The following is a 16,998-nucleotide window of genomic DNA, read 5'->3' on the forward strand; positions in this document are numbered from 1 at the left end:
CTTAAAATGAGAGGGAAGCCAGTAACTCCTTTACCTGTTCCCGATAGTTTCCCGCCGGCAGCGGATTGCCTACCAGGTTGGCTTTCGTGATTTCCGGCGCAAAGCCAAACGCACCCCGCACCGGAATACCTTTTGCAGACAACTCCCGGCGTAAAAAAGATTCTGTCTCGGCATCGACCTTGTTTAAAACAGCCACAAACTCCTTTCCCACCCCCGCCGTCAGTGCTCTGGCCCGCTCGGCCAGCAGGACCGCCTCGTGCGAGGGATCAACCACCATCACCACCAGGTCGACTCCCTCCACAACTCCCCGGCCGAAATGCTCCACCCCGGCTTCGGTATCCACAAGCACCCACTCGTCTTGCCCAACCCGCAACTGCTTTAAAAACGAGCGGGCCACCGCCCCCATGGGACATGCGCAACCTTCCATGCTGCGCTCAATTTTACCAATACGCAGGAAGCGCAACGGCCACTCCCCACCAGTACATTCCGGGGGCAAACTGGCCAGGCTTAAGCCGTCCGCGAAGAAGCCCGTGTTTTCGTCACCCTTTTTCTGAAGGGAGGCCAGCAACTTCTCGCGCACCGCCGGTTTACCGCCCAGGCAACCCATTAAAGTCATCGCCGGAGTGGAAAGGCCCAGCATTTTATGCAGGCCCAGGTTTGATTCGTCGGTATCCACCACCAGCACCTTTCCCCGTTCAGCAAGCGCTCTTGCCAGCAAGGTAACCAGCGTGCTCTTGCCGCTGCCGCCCCGGCCGCAGATCATGATTTTGGGCATCGCAAAACCCTCCCATCCTGTATTTTCTGGAAAATACAAAAAGACCCCCTGCCCAGCCTTCAGGCCGGCAAAAGGGCCTCCCTGACCCGATTATCATATACTGCTATAAATTATTTTACCTGCTAAAAGAAAACCCGGCAATAAAATTTTTTAAATTCTTAATGCCCCCACACTGCAGGCCCCGGGAATGTCTGGTTTTCGCCGATGGCACATGCTATATTAAAATTAACAGCACGCATCCCGGTCTCCCGGTAGCTGAGTTTATTATCTCTATTAAGTGGGGGGTGGAAATCCTGGACATACAATCGTTGCGCGAAAAATCACTGCCGGTATTTGAAGCTTACGGTATTACATGCTGCTACCTTTTTGGCTCGCGCGCCGGGGAAGATTATTACCAGGATAGCGATATTGACCTGGCCGTAATTTTCCGCACCTACTCCCCCGCAAGGCACAACCTGGATCTGGAAATAGAGATCCAGGACGCAATATCCGAAATTCTGGCACCCCTGGAAGCAGACCTGCTTTTTTTACAAAAAGCTCCCATCTACCTGAGGTTTACTGTCATAAAAAACGGCAAAATAATTTATTGCTCCGACGAAGATTTCCGCACCGATTTTGAGGACATGACCGTAAGGGATTATCTGGATTTTAAACCCGTCCTGGATAGATATTACCGGGAAATGGCGGAAGAGTTAACAGCAAAAATAGCGGGAGGACCTGAAACTTGATTAACAAAGAATTGATCCATAACCGCATCGATCTGATCAACCGGTCAATAGCCAGGCTAAAAAAGATGGGCACTTTGACCAGGGAGCAATTCCTGGCCGATCCCGACAACTTTGCCATAGCGGAACACCACCTGCGCCGGGCGCTGGAAAGCCTCTTTGACATTGGCAGGTAAAAACGTACATAGCCCGGGGCGGGGTCTGATTTATCCCTGCCCACCGGCTGGCTGCCGACAGCTTTTGGTAGCCTCCTCGAACCAGCCCAGGCGCGCCCCGGGAACGCTGTCCACCCCGGGTGAATAAGGCTTTATATCCAGCAGCGGGCTCCCGTCCAGCGCGTCGACCCCGCGCACCAGCAGGCGGTTCTCCTTCACCTCCAGCAGCTCGGCCACACAGAAAGCGATGGGGTTGGGCCGGGATGGGGAACGGCAGGCAAAGACACCGCGTATCTCGGGACCCCAGGGCGTTCTGGTCTGCAGAACGTCCCGCTGCGCCAGGTGGCACCAGTACAGCACAATCAGGTGGGTTGCCTGCTCCACATCTTTTAAACCTTCCTTGAACCGGGGATATATCTCCAGCTCCGCCACCCGGTCGGAAAAACGACCCTGGCGGGGCGCCTCGCCGGGCACCCGGTAAGGGCTGTGGATCACCCCAATGGGAACCAGTTCCAAATTAAATCACCTTCTTTATTGTTTACCTCTTTATTATGGCCCCGGAAAAACAAAAAGGCCGCGTCCCCTTTTTCCGCAAAGGGTACCCGGGCCTCCGTGGCCGCCTTTTCCTCACGATACCCCCGTTTTCGTAACGGGGTGCCAGTTTATTTCTCCAGGTTTACACCCATTTTACCAGGAAGAAAAGGCAAAGTCAATAAAATGTGCCGGGCGGACCGGCAACCGGGCTCAACGGGAAACAGGCCGCGGCGCTTCCGGAAGGCGGGGTTTTCTGGCTTTTAAATCATACCCGTAGCCAGGGGGTAGAACGTGCAGGGTTGCCCCGGTGAGGGCCAGCATGGGCTGGGGGTGTAAATCGGAAGCGTTGGTATGCGTGATGGTCCGCCCGTCCACCACCGTCACCGTGCCGGACCCCAGAACGGTAAACCGGCCGGCAGGCGACACGACTACGGCTGTATCCTCGTCAATACCGATTCCCAGTATGCGGGGATAGCAGGCCACGGCGGCAAGAAGCCGGCCGATGCGCCCCCGCTGGGCGAAATGCTGGTCAATCACCACGCCGCCGAGCAGCCCCAGGCCGGGGGCCATTTTCACCGCGTTCCTGCCGGGAGGATACCCTCCCCTGCCGCCTGTGATCATGATCTCGCCCATGGCCGCCGCACCGGCACTGGTACCGCCGATGATCAGCCTCCCGGAACCGTTGGCCTTTAAACTGCGCTCAAAGGGAGTATCACCCAGGATCCTGGTAATCCTCAACTGGTCCCCGCCTGTAAAAAAAACACCCGTGGCCCGCTGCAATGCGGCGATATGGTAGGGGTCCCCGGCCTTTTCCCGGCTGTCCAGGTGGACCGGCCAGACTTCCCCCGCCCCCAGCCGCAGGAATACCCGGCGGTAGGACTCACCCACTTCCCCGGGCAGGCGGGCGGCCGTGGTAATCACCGCAATGCCCGCCCGCTCCCCCCCGGCCAGGCGGACGAACTCGCGCAGGATGAAGCACTCCCCGTCCTTATCCTCCGCCCCCCCGATGAGCAGGAAAGATTCTGCGGCGCCACCCCGCCAGTGATCATTTGCTGTCATTCCAGACACCCCGCAAATTAACCTGTCTTTAATTGTTTTACGCCGTACAAAAAAAATTAATCCCCCAATAAAAAAACCGGGTAATCTGTACCCGGAAGCCAACCAGATAAACAAATAAATGATGCCTAACTCACCTGCCGCCACCTGGCTTCTATCTCGCGCTGCAGGCGCGCCAGCACCGTATCAACGCGGAGCTCGCTTTTGTGCACCTTCAAACTGTCCGCCAGGCGGCTGGCGGCATCAACAGCCGCCCGGACCAGGACGCGCGGGACCGGGACAGCAGTCCTGTCCCCGGCAGCGGGCACCGGGCATGGAAACAGCAACTCCCCGGCCACCGCCCTGAGGACCCCCACCGGCAGGCCGCCGGCAAGGACCTGCCCCCGTTCTTCCACCAGGGAAGCAACTTCCCGCAGGACCGGCCAGAAAAGCGCCCCCTCCCCGGCAGACCGCGCCCTGGTCTCAAGAAGATCGCGGATCACCAGGAAGTTAAACATCTCCTGCACCCGGGCGGCGCGTATATTCTCCCGCTCGATCCGCCCGGCCACAAGACAGGATGCAAATTCTTCCCGGGCCGCCCGCTCCAGTTTCTCCCGCAGCGGTGCCACCTCCGCCTCCGACAGGGATTCCGCCTCCGCCAGGCGCAGGCCCTCCAGGTCGCTCCAGCCCAGGATGAGCCGGATCTGACGGATGCCACCGGCCCCGGAGCAGGCCGCCGCGTAACCCACCATCTCCACACCCTCCATGCCGGGAACGCCGACGGCAATCCGCCGCACGCACCCGGGCAGCTCGAACCTGCCCAGCTGTTCCAGGAGAGCATCGAAGTAGGGATCGCCGTAGGAAGCAAAGTGAACGCGCACCCCACCGCCCGCCAGGCCTTTCTCGTAAAGCTCGCGGGAAACGGTGAGAACGGCCCCATCCGGCACACCTTCGATGCCCCAAAGGGCCATATAAGGCCCGGGCTCCGTGGACACGGTACAGCCCAGGTCCCGCAGGTACTGCGACCCGCTCAGGGCCTCCCAGATAGCCGTCAGGTCCACCGGTGCGGCCCGGCGGCCGCTGGACCGGGCCATCCGCATGTAAATTTCGTATAGCTCTTCCGGGCGGATCTCCATGCTCTCCACCCGCCGGCGCTGGACCTCCATCCTCTCCCGGGCGCGGGCCCACAATTCTTCGGAAGTGAGCTTTCCCTCGGCCAGCTCCTGAAAATCTTCCGGTCCCACCGGAAGCAGCGAGAACTGCTGCGTGCCCACGATCATATTGGCCCGGGCCAGGCGGGACAGCAGGCGGATGTAAACCTCTTCCTCGGCGCTGCCGGCATAGCACAGGTTGAGAACGTAGATATCCTCGTGCTTCTGCCCGATGCGGTCGATGCGCCCGATCCGCTGTTCCACCTTCATCGGGTTCCAGCCCAGATCAAAGTTGACCAGCAGGTCGGCGGTCTGCAGGTTTAAACCTTCCGCCGCTGCATCCGTACAGACAAGGACGTCGATCTCGCCGCGCAGGAACCGCTCCTTGACCTCTTCGCGGTCCACCGGGATCATCTCCCCCCGCCCGGGGTCGTAATACCCGGCTTCCCGCCCGGCGTAGGTGCCGATGAGCATCTGCGGGTCGGATTTGAGCAGCCGGGCAACGACATCTTTAAGCGTATCGTAAAAACGGGTGAAGACGACGGTCTGCCGGATGCGCCCGGTCCGCCGGTCCCGGCGCCGGTCCAGGGTGTCCAGAAGAACCTGCATTTTGGACGAAGGCCCGCTGATGTCGGCCATCTCCTCAAGCAGGGTCCGCAGGCGGCCCCGTTCCCATTCCAGGTCGGCCGGAGTCCGGTGCTTCAACAGGGATGCGGAGGCCAGGGGCAGATCATCCTCAATTTCATCCTCAAAGGCCGGGTTGGCCAGCGAGAAGAATTCAGGTTCGTATTCGCTCCCTTCTTCAACGAGCTGATTTTTCAGCGTGGCTTCCACCCTGTGCAGGCGCCGCCGCAGGGTCTCGCGGAGGGCATACAGGCTGGACGCAAACCGGAGGCGCAGGAAGCTGAGCAGGAAACTGACCATCTGGCGGGTCTGCTGGTCTTTCTGCCTGCTGAGCTGCTCGGCAAGGCCGGTGCAGTATTCTTCCAGCTGTTCGTATATGCGCCGTTCCTGCGGTGTGAAAACAATCCGGGGCACGGACATGATGTGGCGCCGGGGGAGATTCTGCTGCAGCTGCCCGCGGTCGCGGTAAATTTCCAGCAGGCGCCGGGTATGCCGCAGCATCACCCGCGAAAGCGGCGACGCGCTGAAAATCAGGCGGCACATTAACTCCCGGTCCCTGCCCCGGGGGATCCGCCCGTATTCGAGCCACTGCCGCACCGTGGTCCGGATGCGCCCGTCGATGACACTTTCCTCGATAAAGCGCCAGAGCACCGGGTCCTGCATTTTCACTGCCCGTACGGCGCGCCGCAGGAACTCCCACTCCTGAGCGCCGGCCTCCTCCCCGCGCACGAGCCTGCCCAGGATCTCGTAATACTGCAGGGTCAGTGTTGGGTCAAACTGGAACACCCCCGCGCGGTTGGTCAGCGCCAGCAGGTCGCACACCTCCACGGGGTCGATCTGCATCGGCGTGGCGGTGGCCAGCCACAGGCTGCGCGCCCTGACCCGCAGGTAATCGCGGACGGCCAGGTAGAGATGCCCGTATTCCGGGTGCTCCCGGGATCCACCCTGGGGGTTCCTCCGCCGGAGCGCATGGGCCTCGTCCACCAGGGCGATATCAAAAGTTTCGGCGTTTACCAGGGCCGCGGCCCGCTCCCGGCGGGCGAGCAGTCCCGTGGACACGATGACCAGGTCCGGTTCATATAATGATGCCGCCACCCGGTTTTCTTCAAACGGAAAAATATATTCATGGGATATTTCCGGAACAGTGCGCGCCCGGCCAAAGGATAGGAGGACCCTGGAAGCCATCTGACGCTGCCACTGCCGGGTAAGACTTGCCGGTGCGGCAATGAGGATGCGCTTCACCAGGCCCGAAAGGTACAGGGAGCGGAACGCCAGCCCGGCTTCGATGGTCTTGCCCAGGCCGACCTCGTCGCACAACAGGTAGGAGTGCGGCCAGGTTTCCACCAGCCTGCGCACGACGACGGCCTGATGCGGCCACGGTTCGACAGGGGCAGTCTCCATACCCACGAACCGGCCGCCGGGCATTTTCGGCGCGTCGCGCAAAAGGGCAAACCGCAGCCGTTCCATGGCCGGAGGCGGTTCAACCGCCCCGGAGGCGGCACTGGTGCCGTCAATCTCCACCGGGCGGCGGACCCCTTCGGCAATCCGGATCAGGCGCCGCCTGACCGCTTCCGGCAGGGTCATTACCGGCAGGTGGGGAACCCGGCCCTGCCAGAGGTTTTCAAAAGCTTCCACGGCCTCCTCCACCCGCCGGCGGTCCATCTCCCCCCACCAGTCGCAGTGGATATCGATATTCTCGGCGTTGAGGATAAGCGCCGTTCTCGACTCGTTGAGCGTACCCGCCCCGTACAGGCGGTTGCCGAATTCATCGTGCAGAACAAACCATTTTTCGTGCACGTAGCCGTCGTCCACCGCATCAAAGGGAAGCGGCTCGCCGGTCTCTTTGTGGACCCGGAAGGCCACGCGAACCTCCAGGTATCCGCGGGCCACCATCCAGGCCAGGAGCGTCACGCCGTTTTGCACACCCTCCGGCCAGGACGCGGGTCGGTCCAGCTCATCATTCAGCCGGGCCGCCAATCGCTCCCTGTCACCGGCCAGGATGGCCCTCACGTCTTCGGGCTCCAGGTCGGCGCCGACGATGAGGCGCATCTTGCCCCGCCGGCCGATAAAGGCGGAAAATCCCGCGGAGGCGGCGGCCAGGGAGGAGGAGCGGAAATACCCGGCCACCCGGTCGTACCGCACCGCCAGGCGCAGGGCGGGTATGTAAAAATCGTGCAGCATGTCCACCGGGCGGCCGTCGATAAGAGTCGAAGATGTTTTGTAGGAGAGGAGCCAGCGGCGGGACCGCAGGCCCTTCCCTTCCGGAGAGGCACCGGTTGACTCCATTGGACTCTTCCCTCACTTGAGGCCGAATAGAATGGCCCCGGCCTCCCTGCGCAATTCTTCGTCGGTCATTTCCGCCGCCCATACGGAGAGCAAATCCAGGATCACCTGTTCGCGCCCCGGCGCGTGCCGCGCCAGGTAAGCGCGGGCGACGGGAATGTCGCCCTCCCGGTAGGCAAGAATCAAACCGTGCAGGACGTCCCACTCCGTCTGCGGATTGTCCACGCGTTTTTTGTGGCGCTCCTCCGGCCGGGCCAGGCGCAGCTTTGACCCGCGGCGGACAAGGGGCGCGTGGTAACCGGTTTCCTGGGCGCCGCCGCGTACCAGGCGGCCGCCCCGCCCCTCGTCGTTGATGCCGGTCATCCGCCCGCTGGCGACATACCCGGCGGTCTTGACCTCCAGTTTAATGCCCAGGGAGCGCGAGAGGTTCAGCGCCTCGTCATAGGGAAATTCGGCCAGGCCGAAAATGCCGTAAAGGGTCAGGGCCATGGCTGCCTCGGGATGCATGTCGTCCACCTGCAAGCGCCCCTGCGTCAGGCGGGCGACCTGATACTGGGCCACCACGGCGCTGGCCTCGTTCATGGCGCGGGTGGGGCTGACCGGCTCGTCGCCGTCGAGCACCGGCCAGTGTTCGGAGAGCACGCGCAGCGCCCGACCGTAGCTGGCCACCATCTCGTCCACGGGGTTTAACCGCAGCCGCTCAAACTCCTGCAGGCCCTGGCGCACGGCCTCGCGCACTCGCCGGGCCACCCCCGTGCCGCCGAATCCCGTCCAGGTGGCCGGCGGGCCACCTGTTTTCTGGCGCTTGCGGCAGGTAAGGAAGATGGAACTGGCGGCAGCCGCCATTCCTTTCTGGTGAATGGATTCGGTTGCTTCAGATTCAACAGGCATAGAGGAAGTAATGGTCCAGCCGTTCTCGATCAGCGAGCGCGTCAGCGCTTCCCAGGCCTCCTGCGTCTTGTGGGTGAACATAATGGTCATGATGCCGTCGTCTTTGAGCACGCGGCGGCACTCGGCGAAAATCTCGCCCATCAGGCGCTCGTATTCCCTTTGCGCCCCGGCGGCCGACCCGTCCCGCGCCGGGTTGGCCACGGCCTCGTCCGTCTTGTTGGTGAGCCGCCGCCGGAACAGCTCCGGGTAGAGGTCGTGGAGGGTGCGGCGCTGCCAGACGTAGAAGTAGTCGGACAGCTCTGCATACTGGACGTTGTTGTAATAGGGCGGGTCGATACAGATCAGATCCACCGAACCATCGGGGAGTTCCATCCGGGCCGCCGTGCCGCACCGGATGGTCACCGGCGGCGCGGCCCCGTTAAGCTCTGCGTGCAGGGGCGCCAGCAGTTCCGCCATCCCTCTGTAGGCGTCGACAACCTGCGCCAGCGCCCAGGCCGCGCCCGAGTTAGGGCCGGTTAAGATCATCTCACCAAATGTCCATTTAATTGAATAATCATGCCTTCCAAAGGTATTAATCAGGACACCTCGATTATAATGCCACCTTGTCTGCTTGCTGTTATAATCCAGGCATTTATCGATCATAAACTGAAGGTATGTAACAACTGCACGGCCGCGCTCCTCCCCCAGCTCCCGGAGGATTTCCGGCTTGAGGCGGTTGAGCTCCTCCACCAGGATGAGGTGCCCCAGGAGCTGGCGCGGCGTGAACATATCGCACCAGCGCGCCATGCCGTAAATAGCCGGGCGCATATCGTTGCCTTCCGGGAAACGCTCCGTCGGAATGAGCCCCTGCCGCTCCCAGCCGGGCCAGCACCCGGCCAGGCGCCTTTCGGCCTCACGCAGGGCCTCAAGGTCGCGGTCGTTGGGCGGCCGGAAGAAGCGGACCTTCTCGATTTTGATTTCACCGGCCCGCTCGCCGCTCTTGTAGCGCTGGGGCCTGCCGTGTTTATCCAGCTTCGGCTGGCAGCGCACGGCCACCACGCAGTAAAGCCGGTCCTGCCACCTGCCGTGGGGCGACTCACCCCTCGCCTGGGCTTTGATCTCGTCGGCGGGAATGGCCTGGCGGCAGTGGACGCACAGGCCCACGCCGTCCTTCACCGTGGCGAAGTCCGGGTCCTCGCCGTTCGGCCCCCGGTTGCCCTTGAGACGGTAGGTTGCAAAGCGGACCCGGCCGTCCCGCGGCCGGCCGTCCGTAACCATGCGCACGCCCCACTTTTCGCCTTCCTTCGACAGCCAGCAGGTGTTCAGCAGGGGCACCTCGCCGCCGCAGTGGGGGCAGGTGACCTGGCGGACGTATAAATAGGTGGTCGTATCCTCTCGATCGCAGTCGATAACTAAATCTGGACACTTACTTAAGTACTTCTCCAAGACGCGCCGCTCGTCTGGCGGCAATGGAAAGGCACAAGGGAATACGGAATCAACTCTTTCGTTTAAAGCATCAAGCAGCTTTTGCCCCCATTTCTGAATGTCGCCTACTAGCTCAACACCATACCGGGCGGGATAATCAAGGGTGGCATACAAAATCACAGCGGCTACCGGGTTTAACTCATTTGCGATCACACGATACCCAAGTCGCAGTGCCTCAAAAGGAATTGAACCACCGCCAGCGGTAGGATCCAGTACGGTTATGCCAGGAGGCTGCCATTCCGGTTGATGAGAGTAGGCACGGGAATACCCGTAGAGATTTGGAACACGGACACCTGCACCCTCAGCCATTTCAATTAACGCCTTGAACCACGCCGGGTCAGCGGCCACCCGCTCAACAAACAGCACATCACCCTCTACTGGTAGCGGCTCAGGAAGCGGCTTACTTAAATCCTTCCACTTTTGTATAACTGGATGCTCGTCTAGAAGGGGATTCTTACCGACGATTACTTTGATTAGCTTCCTATAGCCTTCCCTGACCTCCTGTTCTCGTTGAAGCGCCCTCGCGACCACAGAATCTACTTTCAGTATCTCCTGTCCAAGGGCGTTTTTGTTAATACGCTCAATTAACCTTTCCTCCAGCGTCCACGGCTCCCCGTTCACCAGGGCCTGCACTTTTTCGATGCCCAGCTGGCGGAGGAACCAGTCCGGGTCCGTCCCGGCGGGCAGGAGGGAACTGAGGACGGCGGCGCGGCTGGGCACCAGGGGGCGCCGCGCCCACCAGACGTGGAGACGGTGAGGAGGAGGCGCTTTCCCGGTATCCCGCTCCCGCTGGGTCTCCGCACCCACCTGGTGGCAGGGAAAGCCCGCTTCGATCAGGCGCAGGTCCGTTGCGGACTTGGCGTGCTCTTCCACAAAACAATCCCCTCTCTGCAACTGTTCAGTCAACCCGCTACACTCCTCAGGTGCCGCGCTGGCCAAAGCGAACGACGCAGCCCACGCTGGTAACAGCACCCGCCCAGCACTCACTGAAAATTTATAACCTTAAAAGTTCCAAACAAATCATCTTGTCGTAACAGGCTTGTTAAGGGCATCATTGCCGTGAGTGCTGGGGAGGGTAACCGGACTGCGGCGCGAAACCAGCGGCAGCGAAATGTAACTTTAGAAAAGATAACTATTCGCGCAGCTTTTCCAGCAGGTGGAGGATCTCCCTGTCCCCGGGCTGGCCGCCGAGCATGATCCGCATGCCCGACCTGGCCCAGCGGCTGGCCGCCTCGCCGTACTGGGTCGCCCGGGTCAGCCAGTAGACCGCTTCCTCGCGGCTGAAGCGCTGCACGCGCCAGGCCATGAGCTCGATCCGGTCCATGTCTTTGACGCCTTCCCGGAGCTTGAAGATGAGCGACAGCTTGGCGCCCGCCTCCTCGTCCAGGGGCAGGTTGCCCCGGAAGGTGATGCGCCCGTTGTCGAAAACCCGCTGGAGCTCCAGCGGAACCCCGGCGTGATCGCACACGCGGCTGACAATGTTCCGGATCACGGGCAGGCAGCGGCGCAGGGGCTGGCCGTAAAGCAGGCCCCGGTCCCTGAGCAATATCCCCCCCGGAACACCGCCGTTCTGCCCCGGGCCGTCCGCAACCGCGCCGCGCTCTTTGATTACCAGCACGGGCGCCGGTTTGTCTTTATATTCGGTTACCCTCAGGACCCAGGGAGCGCTCTTCAGCAGGGGCCTGATGCGGTGCTGCAGGCCAGGTGGCAGGTCCCGGCCGGTGGTTGATTTCCGCTTTGCCATTTGTTCCGCCTCACCTCATCGTTTCTGCAACTCCTGGATGAATAAGCAGCCGTCGTCCGGTTCGGTGATTTCAAGAAAAGCCTCGGTTCGTTCCCCCTGCTGCACCACACCGGCCAGCACCTCAAAGAGCTCGCCGAGAGCTTTCATGGATCCCGGGGTAACGCTGGTTAATTGCAGCCGGAGCAAGCCGCCTTCGGGAAGCTCCAGGTCTATCAGGTCCATGGTTTCAATGGTGGAACCGGCACCCTTGTTGTAGAGGCTGCCCAGGCGCCGGAGCAGCGGCAGGAGCTTTTGTGCGCCTTCCTTTCCTTCCAGGACAAACCTGCGGCGGCCGTCCGTCATCCAACCCCGCTGAACCGCTTCTTCGGGAGTGATCAGCACGTCACCGGGCATGGGGGTGTACAGGGCTGCCGCGGAACCGTAAATGAGGTCGGGCTTTTCTTCTTGATCCGGTGTGCCGTGGAAGGCAAAAAGCCGGCCGCTTTTAACCAGCGATATCACGGCCTCCTGCAGTTCCCGTTCAGGAACGTCTCCACATTTGCCGGCCACACTTTCAGCAACTTCCCTTAAAGTGGACACACCGTTCCGGGCAACTGCATAAATCACGCCGTCGCGCACTTCAGCGGGATCGGGGCCCTGGCCCCCGGCCCACCCGCGCCGGTTTGCCCCCTGCGGGGTGATAAGGCCGTAGCCCCCGGCGCTCAGGTCAACTCCCAGCGGAATGCCGCTTTCCTGGTCATAAAACTCGGCCGGCCTCGCACTTTCGTCGGCGTCCAGGCGGAAAACGCACCAGACGCCCTTCTGGACCCCGGCCCGCACAATCTGGTCGAAAACAGCGGGGCTCTCCAGCACCGGCCAGCTGCGCAGGCGGTAAAAGTTTTCCCGCAGCTCCTTCAAGGTTACGGCATCGCCCTGCCCGAAGAAAAGCTGGCTCAAGTTCAGAAGATCGGCCCGGGTCGTGCTGGTGCCGGTAAGGAGCTTGCCATCTTTGAGCAGCACGTCGCGGATAAGCTCGATAAAGGGTGCCCCGCCTTCGCCCCCGCCCGTTTTTATCTCCCGGCGCACAAATCCCGCCGCCCCCGGGTAGCAGAAGTTCGTGTAGGCTCTCGCAACATCGGTAAGCAGAGCGTTCTCCCGTTCAGCGTAGCGTTCCTTGAAATCTTCATCCTCCAGGCGGCGGGGGTTAACCCCGTAGCTCTGCGGTTTTTCCACCAGCAGGCGCATGGCCAGAACCTGGCGGGCAGTTCCCTCAATACGCTGCATGACGTCCCGGGCGCGGGTATTTTCAAAGAGGCCGTCCCGATCGTTCACCCCTTTTAGCACCACGGTTTCCGGAACAAGAAGATAGATAAGGTTCTGCCGCTCCCGGGGCCTGTTTTCGCCCTTCGTGGTCAGCATGGCTTCCGCGTCAACAACCCCGGCAGTCAACGAAACCACCCCGAGCACGGGCCGGTCCTTACCGTCGGGCAGTTGCTCCGGCAGCGAAACATCATGTTCTACATGGAACAAACCCGCCCCCCCGGTAACCACCTTCCGCGCCGCCGCCTCCAGCAGTTCTTCCACTTGATCAGCTTTCAACGTCCTGCGTATTCTGGCCAGAACGCTGTTGATGGTGGGTTCTTCGCTGGCGAAATATTTTCCCTGCTCGTAGCGGAGGTAAAAAGCGCTATTGCCAATCTCCTCCAGGGCCACGCGCACCTGCGGCGGCGTAAGACCGGGAAAGGAAACGCAAAAGCAGGCTTCGGACTCGGTGAGGCCGAAGATTCTGGAACTCAGGCCCTCCTCCCGGCCGACCAGGCTGTGCAGGAAAACGGTCTTCCAGGTATATTCGTAAAGGGGGTGGCCTTCCGGATGGGGGTTGCGCCGGTCGGCCAGTTCCGCGTTGCTATGGCCTCCCTCCAGCGTGCCCGTATCCACACTGCCGATATCGGCGTTCAGGACGAAGAGCAGGTCCGAGCTGCCCGTGCGGCCCAGGATTTCATTGACCACCCTTTCTTCACGCAGGTCAAGGTGACACGCGTGGATCATGGGAACGGCCTGCCGTTTCTGCCACAGGCTGCGCACGGCCAGGGAGAGAACCCGGAGGACGCCGCGCGTTCCCTGAAAGTTCTCCGCACTGGCCAGCTTTTTATTGAGGTAATCGACGAGGGTCGGGTGAAACGGGTAGTTGGCGATCATCCGCCCCTTGAAGTCATCGCTGGAAGCCTCGTCCGGCAGCAGGTTCGCGTTCCGCCGGTACATGGCCATGTACTCCTCAGCAGTTTCCCGGGCGGCTTCCCGATCGATGAAAACAAACAGCCGCCTGGTGAGGACCGACGAAATCTCCGCCGCCTGCACCGGCGTGACCTGGACCGCGTCACGGGCAACCACGCTGGCTACACCCCTTACGGCTCTCTCCCCAATTCCCAGGGCATCGTCTTCACCGACTTCTTCACCCCGCACCTGGCTGATGAGCCTGGCCAGGCGCTCCGTCTGCCTGGCAAAAGCGTCGGTTGTGCTGGCCAGCGTGAGCACCACCGCCATCCCCGCATGGTTGCGGGCGTAGCCGTGAAGAGCCATTAAAAAGGCGGCCAGCTGGCTGGCACCGTCGGGCCGGGCTGCTTCCAGCCGCGCCGCGTACTGGGCCAGCTCGTCCAGCAGGATGAGGACCTTGCGGCCGGCAAATACCCTGTCAAAATAGGCTTTGCCGGGTGCAGCATGGGAGTTTGCTTCATCCTCGACCTGGCGGTAAAGGTTTTCCCCACCGATCTGGTAGGCGATCTCGCCCCACAGGGTGTATGGTACCAGAGCCCTGCCCTTTGGCCTGTGCACCGGAATTTCATCCCCCGCCACCCCGACGACGGCGACCTCGCCGGGTTCGGGGAGGAGCCCGGGGTCGAGAATGTCCCGGATGAGATCTCCCAGCTCCTTACCTTTATAAGCGATGTGCGTACAGGCGATCAGCGTGTGGGTCTTGCCCCCGCCGAAAGCCGTCTCCAGCCGGTGGATGGCCGGAACGGTCATATCCCCCGCTATCCGGCTGAAAACCTCCGCCAGGGTCAACCGCAGGCCCTGGGTCGGGTATGTAGCCTCCCGGAAAAAGAGCTCCGCGTCGGTATAAATGTTGTCGATAACACCCCGGCCGCCGCGGTAAAATTCGATGACCGGGCTGAGCGATGCCGTAAAAATCTCGGGGTTGAACGTGCCGGCCAGAAGCTCGGGCCGCGGCCTGCACGCATCCAGCACTGATTTCACCTTTCGGACCTCCAGTTCTTAGCTCCCGGTTTCCGCTGCAGATTCCGCCTTATCCCCCGCCCGGTCTTTGCGGGGTTGACCGGTTGCCGGGCGGAGAGCGCCATATAAAGTTAATCATGCTCAATTACAACCAGTTCCGGCATGGGAAAGTGCCTCACGTTCTTTGTAACCAGAGTCAGGGAATTTTCCACCGCCACCGCGGCAATAATGGTATCCGCAATGCTTAAGCTGATGCCTTTTTTCCCGTATTCCCTCCGGTACAAACCGGCCCGGCGGGCCGTTTTGTATCCAACAGGGTAAAAAAGCAGGGCTTTGAAAAATTCTTCTATTTCAGGCAGCTCCTCGGGCCTTGCTCCCGAAAAAACCTCGGCCACCGTGATCGGACAACACGCCAGGGGGCCTGCTTCTACCAGCCTGTTGAGCGTATCGACTGCCTCTTTTCTGCCGCGGAAAAAGTCGATTAAAATCGTGGTATCCAGTAAAAAACCATTAGTGTCCAAAAATCTCCCTCCTCCGGGCTTCCGCTTCCTCCCTCAACCGGCGAACCCAGGAGGAAACATCTTCAGGCCCGGCAAAACCGGGGTAATCCTCTTTCTTGAAAACTCCGGCAGCCGACTGTAAAGCCTTCTTTTGTTTTAACCGGAGCAATTCCTTCTGCGTGGCTTCAATAATAAACTTGCTCCTCTGCCCCTGACCGACAAACCTGTCCAGCTCAAGCAGCAGGTCAACTGGAAACCGGATTGGGGTTAGTCTGGTTTTTTCCAAGCCATCACCCCCTTATCTGTTAAACTCAACTTAAGAGCAGGAATGCTCAACTAAGTTGGCAAAATATAGTTCAAAGTTTCCGGGAAAAGGATTTCACCTCCTGACAGTTCGACTGCTTACACAAGAGCTACCTTTCCCGGATCAAATTTGCAGACTGCGGTTTATAGAAGGGTTGTGCTTCGAGCACCACGTTAGATAAGGCCCACTGCCAGTCTGCAGCCAATCTCTATACCGGAGGTTTTCAACATGTACTTCGTAGGGATTGATTGGTCTGACCTGCATCACGATGTAGCTGTGTTCAATGAAAAGGGGCAAGAGCTTAAATATTTCACCATCCCTCACAACAGGAAAGGCATGGAGTTATTAAAGGAAAGGCTCTTAAGCATCGATCCCGAACCGGAAAACTTCGCCTGCCTGCTCGAAACCAAAAACGGTCTTCTAGTGCAGTTTCTGCTGGAAGCCGGCTTTCCGGTTTACCCGCTTAACCCGAAGGTTGTGGATTACCGGCGAAAACCTTCCGGGGCAAAGAGCGACCCCATCGATGCCCGGCTGCTGGCCAACATCGGCCGCTCCGACCTGGCGCAGTTGAAGAGGCTTAAGCCAGATACGGAACTGATCGCGGAACTAAAGATGCTCACCCGGGACCAGGACAGCCTCATCCAGGAATCCACCCGGCTCACCAATAAGCTCATTGCTTGCCTGAAGGAGTATTACCCGGTAGCCCTGGAGTTCTTCTCGAAGCCAACCCTGCCGGTAGCCCTGGAGTTTTTCAAGCTTTACCCCACCCCGGATCTGGTCAGGGAAGCTACCGTTCCGGAGATGGCCGCTTTTCTGAAAAAGCATAAGCATCCACGGCCCAACCAAACGGCAATCTCCATCTGGCAGAAGGCGCATGAGCCGCAGCTTCAGGCCAGCGCTCCCACCGTGCGGGCAAAATGCCGCTTGATGCTCGCCCTGGTGAGACAGCTGGAATTAGTCCAGGACCAAATCGCTGCTTACGACGAGGAGATCAACCGCCTTTTTCAGCAGCACTCCGACAGCAGGATCTTCGCTAGCTTGCCAAGGGCGGCTGAGCGGCTTGCGCCAAGACTGCTGGCGGAGTGGGGGGACGACCGGGAACGTTACGAAAATGCAGCCGTGGTCCAGGCTTTAGCGGGTACCTCACCGGTTCTCTTTCAAAGCGGCAAGTATCGCTTTGCCAGGCAGCGCAGATCCTGCGTAAAACCTTTCCGACGAGCAATGCACCTATTTGCCTTCCAGAGTATCAGGCAGGTTTCCTGGGCACGGGAATATTACGACACCAAGAGAAGCCAGGGTAAAACCCACCATGAGGCCTTGCGTGCATTGGCAAATATTTGGGTACGAATAATCTTTGCCATGTGGAAAAACCGTACTTGCTACGACGAAGCCACATTTCTCACAGCCCGCGCCAGGCATCTTAGTCGGGCAGCATGATGTTAAATTATTCTGTTTTCAATGTTCTTTAGCCGCCGGCGAGGGCTGGATTTTAATCTGGCCCTCGCCGGGCGGAGCGGGCGAAGCCCGTCCTTTTTAAAGACCACGAACATTTGTACTACCTAAAATTTTTTGATAAACCTATTGACATAGAAGGTCTTGT

General features: G+C 60.3%; 12 protein-coding genes. 3 read left to right on the plus strand and 9 right to left on the minus strand.

Annotated features, from left to right (window positions below):
- Position 1 precedes the first annotated feature (1 nt).
- Positions 2-775 (minus strand): ATP-binding protein, encoded by a 774-nt coding sequence (locus BUB44_RS00860; protein ID WP_073162455.1) that lies wholly within the window; start codon positions 773-775, stop codon positions 2-4.
- A 284-nt stretch (positions 776-1,059) separates the two neighbouring features.
- On the opposite strand from BUB44_RS00860, the gene mntA reads away from it, so the two are divergent.
- On the plus strand, positions 1,060-1,503 hold the full coding sequence (gene mntA / locus BUB44_RS00865; RefSeq protein ID WP_165610981.1) for a type VII toxin-antitoxin system MntA family adenylyltransferase antitoxin: 444 nt from the start codon (positions 1,060-1,062) through the stop codon (positions 1,501-1,503).
- Entirely contained in the window at positions 1,500-1,676 is a 177-nt protein-coding gene (locus tag BUB44_RS15055) for a hypothetical protein (protein ID WP_207545599.1), read from the plus strand. The genes mntA and BUB44_RS15055 overlap by 4 nt, the downstream gene beginning before the upstream one ends.
- A 30-nt stretch (positions 1,677-1,706) precedes the next feature.
- Here BUB44_RS15055 and tsaA read toward each other — a convergent pair whose 3' ends face one another.
- From tsaA to BUB44_RS00905, 8 genes are all read right to left on the minus strand, one after another.
- The gene (gene tsaA / locus BUB44_RS00870) at positions 1,707-2,171 is read right to left on the minus strand and encodes a tRNA (N6-threonylcarbamoyladenosine(37)-N6)-methyltransferase TrmO (RefSeq protein WP_073162459.1); all 465 of its coding nucleotides are present in this window, start codon (positions 2,169-2,171) and stop codon (positions 1,707-1,709) included.
- Positions 2,172-2,399: 228 nt separating this feature from the next.
- A complete protein-coding gene (locus BUB44_RS00875) occupies positions 2,400-3,248 on the minus strand; it encodes a cyanophycinase (RefSeq protein WP_073162501.1) in 849 nt (282 codons plus the stop codon).
- Between the two features lie 125 nt (positions 3,249-3,373).
- Entirely contained in the window at positions 3,374-7,285 is a 3,912-nt protein-coding gene (locus BUB44_RS00880; protein WP_073162460.1) for a DEAD/DEAH box helicase, read from the minus strand.
- Positions 7,286-7,297: 12 nt separating this feature from the next.
- Positions 7,298-10,543 carry a DUF1156 domain-containing protein gene (locus BUB44_RS00885; RefSeq protein WP_242655775.1) on the minus strand — a complete coding sequence of 1,082 codons (3,246 nt, stop codon included), beginning with the start codon at positions 10,541-10,543 and terminating at the stop codon, positions 7,298-7,300.
- A 226-nt stretch (positions 10,544-10,769) separates the two neighbouring features.
- A complete protein-coding gene (locus BUB44_RS00890) occupies positions 10,770-11,381 on the minus strand; it encodes a DUF7680 family protein (RefSeq protein WP_073162462.1) in 612 nt (203 codons plus the stop codon).
- Positions 11,382-11,396: 15 nt separating this feature from the next.
- Complete coding sequence (locus tag BUB44_RS00895; RefSeq protein WP_073162464.1) at positions 11,397-14,615, minus strand: ATP-binding protein; 3,219 nt, start codon at positions 14,613-14,615, stop codon at positions 11,397-11,399.
- Positions 14,616-14,725: 110 nt separating this feature from the next.
- Positions 14,726-15,115, minus strand: a complete 390-nt coding sequence (locus tag BUB44_RS00900; RefSeq protein WP_073162466.1) for a type II toxin-antitoxin system VapC family toxin — start codon at positions 15,113-15,115, stop codon at positions 14,726-14,728.
- Positions 15,105-15,380, minus strand: a complete 276-nt coding sequence (locus tag BUB44_RS00905; RefSeq protein ID WP_073162468.1) for a hypothetical protein — start codon at positions 15,378-15,380, stop codon at positions 15,105-15,107. Before BUB44_RS00905 ends, BUB44_RS00900 begins: the two co-directional genes overlap by 11 nt.
- A gap of 246 nt (positions 15,381-15,626) precedes the next feature.
- On the opposite strand from BUB44_RS00905, the gene BUB44_RS00910 reads away from it, so the two are divergent.
- Entirely contained in the window at positions 15,627-16,835 is a 1,209-nt protein-coding gene (locus BUB44_RS00910) for an IS110 family RNA-guided transposase (protein ID WP_073162470.1), read from the plus strand.
- Positions 16,836-16,998 lie beyond the last annotated feature (163 nt).

The organism is Desulfofundulus australicus DSM 11792 (assembly GCF_900129285.1).
GTDB classification, from domain to species: Bacteria; Bacillota; Desulfotomaculia; order Desulfotomaculales; family Desulfovirgulaceae; genus Desulfofundulus; species Desulfofundulus australicus.

What these genes read in the sequence shown, in the direction of transcription:
- BUB44_RS00860 (WP_073162455.1), bottom strand. Translation starts at nt 775, where the DNA reads ATGCCCAAAATCATGATCTGCGGCCGGGGCGGCAGCGGCAAGAGCACG.
- BUB44_RS00875 (WP_073162501.1), bottom strand. Translation starts at nt 3,248, where the DNA reads ATGACAGCAAATGATCACTGGCGGGGTGGCGCCGCAGAATCTTTCCTG.
- BUB44_RS00890 (WP_073162462.1), bottom strand. Translation starts at nt 11,381, where the DNA reads ATGGCAAAGCGGAAATCAACCACCGGCCGGGACCTGCCACCTGGCCTG.
- BUB44_RS00880 (WP_073162460.1), bottom strand. Translation starts at nt 7,285, where the DNA reads ATGGAGTCAACCGGTGCCTCTCCGGAAGGGAAGGGCCTGCGGTCCCGC.
- BUB44_RS00910 (WP_073162470.1), top strand. Translation starts at nt 15,627, where the DNA reads ATGTACTTCGTAGGGATTGATTGGTCTGACCTGCATCACGATGTAGCT.